General features: G+C 72.1%; 19 protein-coding genes. All 19 read right to left on the reverse strand.

The annotated features are described in order from the left end of the window. Nucleotides 1-3: 3 nt before the first annotated feature. On the reverse strand, nucleotides 4-444 hold the full coding sequence (locus tag DI272_RS19185) for a hypothetical protein (protein WP_109496548.1): 441 nt from the start codon (nucleotides 442-444) through the stop codon (nucleotides 4-6). Beyond that, complete coding sequence (locus DI272_RS19190) at nucleotides 444-1,157, reverse strand: hypothetical protein (RefSeq protein WP_109496549.1); 714 nt, start codon at nucleotides 1,155-1,157, stop codon at nucleotides 444-446. The genes DI272_RS19185 and DI272_RS19190 overlap by 1 nt, the downstream gene beginning before the upstream one ends. Nucleotides 1,158-1,192: 35 nt before the next feature. Further along, complete coding sequence (locus tag DI272_RS19195) at nucleotides 1,193-1,537, reverse strand: hypothetical protein (RefSeq protein ID WP_109496550.1); 345 nt, start codon at nucleotides 1,535-1,537, stop codon at nucleotides 1,193-1,195. Next, nucleotides 1,534-1,749 (reverse strand): helix-turn-helix domain-containing protein, encoded by a 216-nt coding sequence (locus DI272_RS19200; protein WP_109496551.1) that lies wholly within the window; start codon nucleotides 1,747-1,749, stop codon nucleotides 1,534-1,536. Before DI272_RS19200 ends, DI272_RS19195 begins: the two co-directional genes overlap by 4 nt. Continuing rightward, a complete protein-coding gene (locus DI272_RS19205; protein WP_109496552.1) occupies nucleotides 1,746-1,991 on the reverse strand; it encodes a hypothetical protein in 246 nt (81 codons plus the stop codon). The genes DI272_RS19200 and DI272_RS19205 overlap by 4 nt, the downstream gene beginning before the upstream one ends. After that, nucleotides 1,957-2,310, reverse strand: coding sequence for a WhiB family transcriptional regulator (locus DI272_RS19210; protein ID WP_109496553.1), 354 nt, complete (start codon nucleotides 2,308-2,310; stop codon nucleotides 1,957-1,959). Before DI272_RS19210 ends, DI272_RS19205 begins: the two co-directional genes overlap by 35 nt. A gap of 274 nt (nucleotides 2,311-2,584) precedes the next feature. Then, entirely contained in the window at nucleotides 2,585-3,217 is a 633-nt protein-coding gene (locus DI272_RS19220; protein WP_109496555.1) for a hypothetical protein, read from the reverse strand. Continuing rightward, nucleotides 3,214-3,687, reverse strand: coding sequence for a hypothetical protein (locus tag DI272_RS19225; protein ID WP_109496556.1), 474 nt, complete (start codon nucleotides 3,685-3,687; stop codon nucleotides 3,214-3,216). The genes DI272_RS19220 and DI272_RS19225 overlap by 4 nt, the downstream gene beginning before the upstream one ends. Continuing rightward, nucleotides 3,684-4,046: a hypothetical protein gene (locus DI272_RS19230; RefSeq protein WP_146238362.1), complete on the reverse strand. Its 363-nt coding sequence runs from the start codon at nucleotides 4,044-4,046 to the stop codon at nucleotides 3,684-3,686. Before DI272_RS19230 ends, DI272_RS19225 begins: the two co-directional genes overlap by 4 nt. A 47-nt stretch (nucleotides 4,047-4,093) precedes the next feature. Beyond that, nucleotides 4,094-4,648 (reverse strand): RusA family crossover junction endodeoxyribonuclease, encoded by a 555-nt coding sequence (locus DI272_RS19235; protein WP_109496558.1) that lies wholly within the window; start codon nucleotides 4,646-4,648, stop codon nucleotides 4,094-4,096. Beyond that, nucleotides 4,645-5,370, reverse strand: a complete 726-nt coding sequence (locus tag DI272_RS19240) for a hypothetical protein (RefSeq protein ID WP_146238363.1) — start codon at nucleotides 5,368-5,370, stop codon at nucleotides 4,645-4,647. The genes DI272_RS19235 and DI272_RS19240 overlap by 4 nt, the downstream gene beginning before the upstream one ends. Then, nucleotides 5,367-5,696: a hypothetical protein gene (locus DI272_RS19245; protein ID WP_109496560.1), complete on the reverse strand. Its 330-nt coding sequence runs from the start codon at nucleotides 5,694-5,696 to the stop codon at nucleotides 5,367-5,369. The genes DI272_RS19240 and DI272_RS19245 overlap by 4 nt, the downstream gene beginning before the upstream one ends. Continuing rightward, nucleotides 5,693-6,418 (reverse strand): exonuclease domain-containing protein, encoded by a 726-nt coding sequence (locus DI272_RS19250; RefSeq protein ID WP_109496561.1) that lies wholly within the window; start codon nucleotides 6,416-6,418, stop codon nucleotides 5,693-5,695. Before DI272_RS19250 ends, DI272_RS19245 begins: the two co-directional genes overlap by 4 nt. Then, nucleotides 6,415-7,416 (reverse strand): recombinase RecT, encoded by a 1,002-nt coding sequence (locus DI272_RS19255; protein WP_109496562.1) that lies wholly within the window; start codon nucleotides 7,414-7,416, stop codon nucleotides 6,415-6,417. The genes DI272_RS19250 and DI272_RS19255 overlap by 4 nt, the downstream gene beginning before the upstream one ends. Nucleotides 7,417-7,418: 2 nt before the next feature. Beyond that, on the reverse strand, nucleotides 7,419-8,519 hold the full coding sequence (locus DI272_RS19260; protein ID WP_258314606.1) for a YqaJ viral recombinase family protein: 1,101 nt from the start codon (nucleotides 8,517-8,519) through the stop codon (nucleotides 7,419-7,421). Continuing rightward, on the reverse strand, nucleotides 8,516-9,301 hold the full coding sequence (locus DI272_RS19265) for a hypothetical protein (RefSeq protein WP_109496563.1): 786 nt from the start codon (nucleotides 9,299-9,301) through the stop codon (nucleotides 8,516-8,518). Before DI272_RS19265 ends, DI272_RS19260 begins: the two co-directional genes overlap by 4 nt. Then, complete coding sequence (locus tag DI272_RS45390; RefSeq protein WP_258314607.1) at nucleotides 9,298-9,432, reverse strand: hypothetical protein; 135 nt, start codon at nucleotides 9,430-9,432, stop codon at nucleotides 9,298-9,300. Before DI272_RS45390 ends, DI272_RS19265 begins: the two co-directional genes overlap by 4 nt. Continuing rightward, nucleotides 9,429-9,584 carry a hypothetical protein gene (locus tag DI272_RS44565; protein WP_181387248.1) on the reverse strand — a complete coding sequence of 52 codons (156 nt, stop codon included), beginning with the start codon at nucleotides 9,582-9,584 and terminating at the stop codon, nucleotides 9,429-9,431. The genes DI272_RS45390 and DI272_RS44565 overlap by 4 nt, the downstream gene beginning before the upstream one ends. After that, nucleotides 9,581-9,970 carry a hypothetical protein gene (locus DI272_RS19270; protein WP_109496564.1) on the reverse strand — a complete coding sequence of 130 codons (390 nt, stop codon included), beginning with the start codon at nucleotides 9,968-9,970 and terminating at the stop codon, nucleotides 9,581-9,583. Before DI272_RS19270 ends, DI272_RS44565 begins: the two co-directional genes overlap by 4 nt. Nucleotides 9,971-10,032: the final 62 nt, after the last annotated feature.

Consider the following 10,032-nt stretch of genomic DNA (forward strand, 5'->3'; position numbering starts at 1 on the left):
GGGTCACTCCTGCTGCTCCAGCTCGGATGCCGCGTTGGCCAGGCCGGCGACGTCGATGAGCAGCTGGCAGACGCCGTGAACGAACACCTCGGGGCCGGCCTGTAGGGCGGCCTCGTAGTGGGCCTGGGCGTCGATGCGGTCGCCGTTGCAGTACGCGATGAGGAACCGGGTCGCGAAGGCTTGTACGGGGTCGTCGAGCGCGCCGTCCTCCAGCTGCTCGATGACCCAGGCGTCGCCGTTGGCCGGGTCGGGGGCGGCGTCGCCGAAGCAGACCCGCAGTGCTTTGTGTCCGGCTTCGGCGATGGCGTAGCAGACGCCGAGCATGCGGGCCGCGTCGCTGTCCATGCCGAGCTGGGCGATCAGGTCGGCTGCGCGGTTGCCGTCGCCGGTCATGGCTGCGCCGAGCGCGTCACGGATGACCTCCGCGGCCGCCTCCGAGGTCATCACCGGGAGCCTCCGACCATGCCGCCGGGCAGGTAGTTCTTCCGGCCGTCGGGCGCAGTGAAGTTGCCGGGGAGGTAGTTGGTGGCCTTCCAGTACTGCTCGTCGAGGCTCGCGGCGGCCCGCAGCGGGTGCGTGTCCTTGGCGGCCTCGTCCTGGAGCACGTCACAGCCGGCCACGAGGGCGTCGAGGGCCTCGCTGTAGGTGGCGCGGCGTCCTTCGCGCCACCATTCGACCCACGCGGGCTCGCCGAGGTCGAACAGCTGCATGCCGGGCTTCTTCGAGTAGGTGCGCACCGTCCACGTCACGCTGGCGCCCGGGTTGCGAGGGTCCATCGTGCCGTCGGGAGCGACGGTGTCCTCGGGCAGGTTGGGGCGGCGCCGCATGTGCGGGTGGGTGAGGAAGGGGCATGCCTGGACTGCGTACTCGGCGCAGTCTCTGTGTGACGGCGGCTCGGCGGAGACCCGGTTGATGGTGCACATCGGCCCGAGGACGAACGTCTTGTAGGCGCCGAGGGTCTGGCCGCACAGGAAGCAGTGGTTGAAGCGGACGGCGTCGGTGATGCCGCCGGGGCGCACCAGGCGGTGGTCGGGCTGGCCGTTGACGTAGCCGACGAACCAGGGCACCAGCCTCCCGTGCTTGTCGCGGGGGCGGCGGGCGAGGCGGGGTGGTACGGGTACGGCTGCCGCGATGTGGGCCTGCGTGAGGTGGTTCATGGCGGGGGGGGTCCTCGGGGTGGGCGGGTGGCGGGTCAGCAGCCGTCGAGGTCGACGTCGATGTCGATTTCGTGGCCGCGGCCGTGGTGGGGGTGCTTGGTGACGGTGGCCGTGACCGTCGGCTGGGTGGCGGGCCGGTGCGCGGGCGCCTTACCGGCCGGGGTGGATGGCTTGCGCGCGGGGGCCGGGTCCTTGCGGACCGGGGCGGGGGCCTTGGGGAGGCTGGGCCGCTTGGTCGAGGCCGGGAGGGCGTAGGCGACGCCCGCGCAGCTCTGCGGGTCGTCGTCGTTCTGGTGCTGGCAGGCGGCCACGCCGACGCCGACGAGGATGGCGAGCGCGGCGGCGCCGGCGAGGAGCCGGTTGCTGGGGCCGCCCTTCACTGGTCCTCGCCCGGGACCGGGCGGACACGTCCGCCGCCGCGCTTACGGAGCTTGGTGCCTGCCTCCAGGAGCAGCTTGCGGACGGTGCCGTACGCGTAGCCGGTGCGGTCGGCCAGGTTCCGGATGGAGGAACCGGCGTAGTAGTCGGCGCGGAGCCGTTCTCCGAACGCTTTGCGCTCGGGGCCCGCCTTGCGGGGCTGTCGGGTCTTCACGTCAGTTGCAACCTCTCGTTCTCGTACGCCTCCGCGTACTCCTGGATCTGCTGGGCGATGGCCCGCTCGGCGCAGACCTTGTGAGCCGGGCTGCCGCTGCTGTCCCGCAGGTGGGTGGGCCAGCCGTCGCACCGGTACCGGCACGGCAGTGCCTTGCGTTTCCAGTGCTTGCGGCTGGACCAGTCGAGGACGCCGGCCGGGGGGAGGTCACGCCGACTTGGCGGCCTCGTGCCTGGGGCCACTGCTCGCCTCCTCGGTCGGGACGGGCTCACGCGCCGTGGGAAGCAGGAGGAGTTCGGACCGCTCGGCGGTGTCCAGGCCGCCCCAGATACCGGTCTTCTCGCCGCGCGCGAGCGCGTCGTGCAGGCACGGCGTGCGGACCGGGCACCGGCCGCACGCCCGCTTGGCTTCCTGCCGGTCCGCGACCGCCTCGGGGTCCTGTTCTTCGGCGAACCAGATGTCGGGCGTCAGCGACGTCTTGCACACCCCGGCGTCGGACCAGTGATCCGGGCGGGGCAGGGTGTCGTGAGGAGCGCCGTGACTGGCGCGGGGAAGCAGCATCAGGAACCTCCTCCTGATCCGTGTCCGGACGCGTCCGGACGAGCATCCGCGGACGCGTCCGGACGCATGTCCGGGCAGGTCAACGGGGGTGAGCAGGGCCAGGCCGCGAGGCGTCCGGATACCGTCCGGAGGCGCGTCCGGACGGCATCCGAGCGGGCTCCGGCCGCGGTGGCGGCGGCCACGGCGGGGGCCGCGAGCAGCGGCCCCCACGTGTGCAGCTCGCCGAGGGCCTGGTCGACGGCCAGGCCGGCGTCGATGAACCACAGGAAGGCGGTCAGCACTTCGGGACCCCCTTGGTGCGGTACCGCTGGATGGTCTCCGCGCACAGGCCGAGGCGGCGGCCGAGGTCGGCCGCCGACATGTCCGGGTCGGAGAAGCGGAACGCGAACCGGGCCTCACGCAGGTCCAGCTCGGGCCACGGCTCGGGGCCGCGCAGGCACCGGCGGATCGCCACCAGGTCCATGCCCTGGAACGTGGCACCGGCGGGCAGCTCGGTCAGCAGCGAGCCGTCCGCGATCGCCTGCCGCATCGGCCTGTCGGCCAGGTGCTCACCGGCGACGCACCGCTTGTACGTGCACGTGCTCTGGACGCGGCCGACCGGCTCGCGTCCGTGGTGCACACGGAACGCCAGCCGGTACGCCGTCATCGACCGGTTCGCGTACGGAATCCCGTACGCGTCGAACCGGCCCCGCCAGCGGCGGTGACCGCCCCTCAGCGGCACGGACAGCCGCTCGTAGTCCTCGCGTCCCCACGTGCGGGCCGGGGGCCGGTACCTGGGCAGGCCGAGGTCACGGCGGACCTGGGCCACGGTCTTCTTGCCGCAGTGCAGTTGCTCGATGACCGCGTTGTCCGAGATCGGCCCGGACTTCAGCAGCCGGGCGATCTCCTCCCACCTCTCCGGGGTCATGACGTCGTCACCTCCGCCCGCAGGGCCTTGACGGTGCGGGAGCAGGCGCCGATCCGACGGGCGAGGATGTAGACGGGCATCGTCGGCGGGGCCAGGCGTACGGCCTCGCGCTTCTCGGCCGGGGTGAGGCCGGGGTCGTCGAGTTCGCCGGCGACGGCCAGCTCCACGGCCACCATGTCCACGACCGGCTCAGGCGGGCGCCGCTGCTCCTGGCGGATCAGCCGGTCCGTCTGGTGCCGGGGCTCCACGCATCCGGCCAGCTCACAGCCGCACTTGACGTAGCCGACGGGCTGACGGCCGTAGGCGATGCGGAACGCGACCCGGGCCGCGCTGATCTTCTCGCCGTCGAAGAACATCACCGGCGTGCCACCGCTGGCGAGCGGGCCCTGCCACAGCCGGTGCCCGCCCTTCGGCGTGCGCCGGGTGCGGGCCAGGAACGCGGCCCGCCACTGCTCCAAGGTCGCCGTCATGCCACACCGTCCCGGGCAGCGCGCAGGACCTGGTCCGTCAGGTGCGGGGCGGAGACACACCAGCCGCGCCGGCAGTCCCGGAACACCGGTCCCTCGGGCTCGCGGCCGTGCTCGATGCGGAACGCGATCCGCAGCGCCGACACGTTGTCGATGACCGGCACGCCGTGGTTGGTGACCCGGCCGAGCCACCTGCGGTGACCGCCCGGCAGCGGCTCGGACCACAGGAGCAGCCGCTCCTCGCGGGTGAAGCGTGCGTTGTGCGGCGGCAGCGGCCTCGGCTCCATGCCCAGCGACGCCCGCGCCCGGGCCACGAGGTCCGGGGCGCAGCCGAGCCGGTAGCCCAGCTCGGCATCCGACACCCAAGGCCGCTCCTGCAGAATCCGCGTGAGGTTCTCGAACGACGGCTTCACCCGGCCACCGCCTTCCGGCGGGCAGCGGGCACGCAGGTGCGGGAACAGCACTTCTGCGGCTCGCGGGACGGCGTGAACAGCTCGCCGCAGCCCTCGCATGGCCTCACGTAGTCCGTGCCGCGCTGCATCGTCGACACGTGCGGGGCGATGACGAGGATCGTGCGCGGCCGTTCCCGGTCCAGCTCGATCCCGCCGTACTTCGACGTGATCTGCGAGTCGTCCACCCACAGCAGCCCGTTGCCGGCGTCGCAGACGTGCTTGAGCATGTTGTCGGAGTCGATCTCCTGCCGCGACGAGCGGAAGAAGACGCAGCCCAGGGCGACGTTCCCGGTGAGCGGGCCGCGCCGCCAGAACTGGCGCATCTTCCACTGCGTCGCCTGCTCGGCTGCCGCGTCGGCCGGGTCCTTGTAGGCGTGGCCGTCCTTGTCGAACCGGGGCCGGGCCTTGCTGTGCGGCTCCCCCAGCAGGATCGTGCCCCACGACTCGCCCGCCTCGGGGGCGAGCAGCTGCATGAGCCGCTCGCCCCGCTCGCGGTCGGACAGGCCCGTCACCGGGCACCGTCCGGACTGTCCGGCCGGGCGGTCACCGCCATGGCCGGGTTGGACACCTTCGTCAGCACCACCAGGTCCGCGGCGGGCGCGTCCGCGTTCAGCTCCGCGTACAGCGTCGCCCCGACGGCCGTCTCCACGGTCAGGCCGGTGCGGGAGTTCACGACCTGGTGCAGCGGCACCGTCACCAGCTCGTCGACGCTGAACGACGAGGCGAGGACCTGGACGGTGGCGGCCTCCACGTCCACGGCCTTGATCGTGACCAGCGACGTCGTCCGGCGGGCACCCCAGCGGGCGCTGATGTACGCCCACCCGAAGTCGGTGACCACCGGCTCCATGCCGGGCTTCCACCGCACGTACCGGCGCGCCGTCAGCTTCGGCAGTAGCTGCGCCACGTCCGCGTACGGCTGGTCCTCGCTGAGCCGCGTCAGCAGCGACTCCACGGGGGACCGCAGCGGCTTCTCCGTGGCGAACGTGACCGCGCGGATCATCCCGGCCCGCCAGGCGATCGTGCCGCGCGTGAACTCCGCCGAGCACGGGCAGCCCGTGACCCGGGCGATCGTCTCCGCGTCGTCAACGTGCCCGACGCACTCGGACACGCTGGCCCGGCCGACAGCGCACAGCGCCGCCGTGCAACAGGAGCAGTCCGGGCAGCCAGCGTTCTGCGGCCGGACGTACTCCGGGCCGAACGGCTCGTGCTCAGGACCGTCGTCGTACATGCTCATGCGTCCCCCGAGATGAGTTGGCAGTCCATGCAGCGGCGGGAGCCGTCCGCCTGGACCGTCTGCTTGGTCACCCGGAAGTCCTCCGGGCAGTAACGGAACTCGGCGTCGTCGAGCAGATCGGCCCGGCAACCGCCCCAGAAGTCGAGGACCTCGAGTCCGGCGGTCCCCGCCATGGCGGGGGCCGGCTCGACGTCGCTGAAGTGCAAGGGCGTCGGCGGGGCGTCGGACGCCGCCGCGCGGCGGCCGCACCGCTGTGCGGCCAGGAGGAGGGCACCGCAGCCCGCGAAGCAGGCTGCGGTGCCGACGTGGAGGAGCGCGCTCGTCACGCCTCGACCTCCGAGGGGACGGGGATGAGCGGCCAGTCCCACGGCGACTCGTCGCACGTGCCGGTCTGCTGCAGCTGCCAGGCCCGACGGTCCTCGTACAGCTCGCGCGCCCAACGGGCCTGCATCTCGTGCAACTCGCCGACGTCCTCGCGGCCCACCCACGGGTACCGCTGGCCGATCTTCCAGACCACGCCGCACGCGGCCTTGGCGTCGACCTCCGAGTTGTGGGCGCCGCCCTCCAGCTTCACGCGGTAGTGGTGGCAGAGGTCGACCAGCGTCCGCTTGCCCTTGCGGTAACGGTCGAGGTGCTTGTCCAGCACCCACGGGTCCAGGACGACCGGCGTCGAGTTCCACAGCGACCGCACCCCGTAGCGGGCGCACTCCCGTTCCAGGATCGTCAGGTCGAACGGCGCGTTCATCACCACGATCGGCCACGACTGCGAGGCGTACTCGGAGAGGACCTCGACGATCTGGGTGACCACGACGGCGGCCGGGTCTCCCTCCGCACGGGCCTGCTCTGTGGTGATGCCGTGAATGCGGGTGGCCCCGGCTGAGATCTCCGCACCGCCCATGTTTGAGCGCCAGTTGCGGACCAGCGTGGGCAGAGGGCCGCCCCAGCGGACGACGGTGGCGGTGACGATCCGGTCGTTCTCGACGTCCGTGCCCGTCGTCTCGACGTCGAATCCGACTAGCGGCCTACGGGTCCAGGGGAGAACGGTCATGCCGCGCGGTTCCTTCCTCGGCGGCCCCGCCGCGACGTCCGGCGGGGCTGGCTGCGCTTGACGGGCAGCCGTCGGGTGATGGGAGTGGAGGTGGCGTCCTGGGACGCCTCGGCCGCCGCGTGCGCCTCGTCGGCGTCCGCGAGGAGGGCCGCGGTCTCCGGGTCGGGGGCGTGCAGCACCTGCACCTCGCCGGCCTCCCCGGCGTCGTCGGCCTTCACCAGCGCGACGAGCTCGGCCGACATCGGGACGACCTTCGCCAGACGGCGCACGCAGCTCTTTCGCCACATGTGCTCGAAGTGCGTGTGCCAGAAGGTGTCCGTGCGGCCCTCGGCCTTGGCCTGCTGGTAGGCGGCGCTGTACTCGTCGCGGATCTCCTCCGCGTCCTCGCGGGACAGGAGGATGACCTGCGAGCGGGCGCCGCCCTTGAGCCAGGCGAACGCGTAGGCCAGGACGACCGGCCCGCGCGCCTCCTTGGACTTGGTGAGGTCCGGCCGGTGGACGAAGTCCTGCGGGGCCGGGGCGGTGGGCTCGTAGCTGTACTCGTCGTGCTCGCGGATCACGCCGACGTGCACCGAGTCGACCGCACCGGAGCGGTACATCAGGTCGATGAAGCCCTGCGCCATCGGAACGAAGACGGCGGTGGTGCCCTCCCGCTTGATGACGGCGTGCTTGCCGTCCGGGACCAGCCCGAACCTGGCGCACGTCAGCAGCGCCTGGAGGGTGCTCGCCGGCGTGCACTTCGCCAGCGTCGGCAGCACCGCCCGCACGGCCGCGAAGAACGCGTCCGCGTCGATGTGCGCGGGCAGCGCTTCGTCGAACGTGTCCTTGTACCGCGACAGCCAGGCCATCACGGTCTTGCTCATCGGGGCCTCGACCTGCTCGTGCCCCTTGACGTCCGCCAGCTCGGCGGGAGCATCGGCCGCCTCGTGCTGGTCGACGGCGGCCGGGCCGCCGCCCTGACGGGCGGCGCGGATACGGTCCTTGAGAGTCGTCGTCATGGTCAGGCGGCCTTCTTCTTCGCGGTCTTGGCGGGGCGGAGCTGGCGGGCGCGGAACTGGCGGTAGATCTCGGGCTCTTCGGCCGCGAGCGCCTTCGTGTCGATGGCGGGCTTCATCACCGTGAAGCGCTCCGCCACATCGGGCCGCGCCTCCGTCAGCCGCTTCGGTGCGAACGTCGAGTTCTGCTTGTTCGTCCACACGACCCGGCCCGTGGGGTCCTTCACGACTTCGTTCGGACCGGCGATCAGCCGCATCTCGTTCTCGACCGCGCGGACCTCGTCCGCGACGGCCTTCGCCTTCGCCGTCAGCCGCTCGTGCTCGCCGAGCAGCCGGTCAGCCGTGGCCGCGTCGACCTCGGCGACCGCCTCGGGCTGGACCTCCCACAGACGGGCCAGGAGGTTCTCGGTGTCCTCCAGGCCGTCAGCCGGGGGCGGGAAGCCCTCGACGATGTGCCGCTGGTACCACTGCTCGCAGTGCTCGACCAGCTCGCCGATGATCTCCTCGTCCCGCTCCAGCCGGTGCCAGCGGAGCTTGTTGCCGCCGACGAGCGCGGCCACGTAGCCGTGGCTCCAGCCGCCGACGGCCATGTACCAGTAGCACTGGATCGCGGGGGCGTCCGGGACGCCGTCCTCCCAGTCGTCGATCTGGTACTCGCTGCGGTTCTTGCACTCCAGCGGCACCACGGGGCAGCCGTCGGAGCCGATGACGTACCGGTCGACGTTGGCCCGCATCCACGGCCGCTCAAGGTTCTGCAGCGTGCCCGGAGGCATCGCGATGTCCAGGCCGGACCGCTTCGCGAACATCATCGCGATGAAGTCCTCGATCTCCCGGCCGATCTCGGCGGGCTCGGTCTCCTGGAACGTCGACCGGCCGTGCTTCTCCTCGAAGACGCGGCGCGGGCTGTTGTACTTCCCGGCCAGCCCGAGGATGCCGGCGACGTCGGAGCCGCCGATCCCGTCGAGCCGGATGGCCTCCCACATACGGCGATAGGCCGGGTCGTTGAGGTCACCGGAGGGCAGCAGCAGCCGCGCAGCCGGGGCCTCGGGCAGACCCACCGGCGGCAGGTCGGCGACGTCGAACAACAGGTCAGGTGCAGTCGTCACTTCTGGCCCCCCGTGCTGGTGTCGGCGGCGGCGTTGCTGTCCAGGTGGACGAGGTAGCGGGCCACGGCCCTGGCCGACGTGTTGTTGCGGGTCGCGCTGGCCCCGATGAACTGCCGCACGGCGTCTGCGGCTTCCCGCTCGCCGTTCTCCTCCAGGAGGCGGGCGGCGACCCGGACCCGTGCCCACGGCGCTGCCTTGAGGGCCTCCACGATGAGGCGGACCGCCTTCTCGTACCGGCCGCCCTGGACGGGCTCGATCTCGCCGCCTCGCGGCTGCGGCTCGGCGGTCTTGGTCACCTGCTTGGCGCGGCGGGCGGCCTCGGCCAACACCGCCTGGTAGTCGTCCTGGTGGCCGCAGCCGTTGTGCCACGCGTCCCGGACCATGCGGGCGCCGTCACGGACGAAGTGGTCCTTGCGGACGGCACCGCGGGGGCCGCCGCAGCGCGGGCAGCGCGCCGAGATGGTTACCTCGACGAGGCGTACGCCCTCGTAACCGGGCTGCGTGCCGTAGTCGGGTACGCGGACGGTCATCTCCCGCGCGATCGGCGGCAGGTCGAGGCCGTCGACGTAGCGCGCCCATACGGCGGTGCCGTCGTCGTGCTGGGACGCGATGGCCTGGAAGGCACCGGCCGGCTGGTACGACGGGTACTTGCCGGTGCAGATGCCGCGAGCGACGGCCTGCCCGCTCTGTGAGCTGGGGTAGACGTGGACGAGGAACTCGGTGCCGCGCTGCGACTCCAGCTTGAAGGCGATGGCGCGGTGGTCGGCCGCAGTGCTGCTCACTTGGCCTCCCCCGCGTTCTCGCCGTTGCTGCGGGTCTGGGCGACGAGCGTCTTGCGGACCCGCATGCCGACGAAGCCGTTGCGGAAGGTGCCGCACAGGTGGCAGCGGCGCGGGTTGTGGTCGTGCGTCATGCGGCCTCACCGCCCCACGCGTCGATGTCCTCGGGCTGGGCCGGGCGCTCGGGGTGCGTCTCCACCTGGTGGCGGGCGACGACGGCGGCCGGGAGCACGAGGAAGGAGCCGACGGCGGCGATGCCGACGATGGTCTGGAGGATCTCGGTCACTTCTCGTCACCGCCTTCGAGGTCAGCGACAGTGCCGAGGTGACGGCCGGTGAAGACGCGGCGCAGCTCGGCGGCGTTGAGGGTGTTGTTCGGCAGCGGGTAGCTGACCCAGACCTTCACGGGGACGTCGTCGTAGAAGGCGACGAGCTGGGCGATGCCCTGGCCGCCGACGTTGCGGTGGTTCGAGGTGCGGGCGACGTGGCCGCCCATCACCTCGGCGCACGTGTCGACGATCTCGCCGTGGCCGGTCTCCGTGATCTGGTGGCCGGTCAGAACGCCAGGCGTTTCGCCCACCGTCCAGATCAGCGACCCCAGTTCGGGGTGGTCGGTGAGCAGGTGCGCGAGTGCGGCAGCGGCTGCCGCTTCTCCGCTAAGGTTCCTGTCCAACGGGGTTTCCTCAATTCGGCGTTGATGAGGATTTCTCCTGGTGGCGGGGTCGTCCCGGACCG

It is taken from the genome of Streptomyces sp. Act143 (assembly GCF_003143935.1).
Taxonomy (GTDB): domain Bacteria; phylum Actinomycetota; class Actinomycetes; order Streptomycetales; family Streptomycetaceae; genus Streptomyces.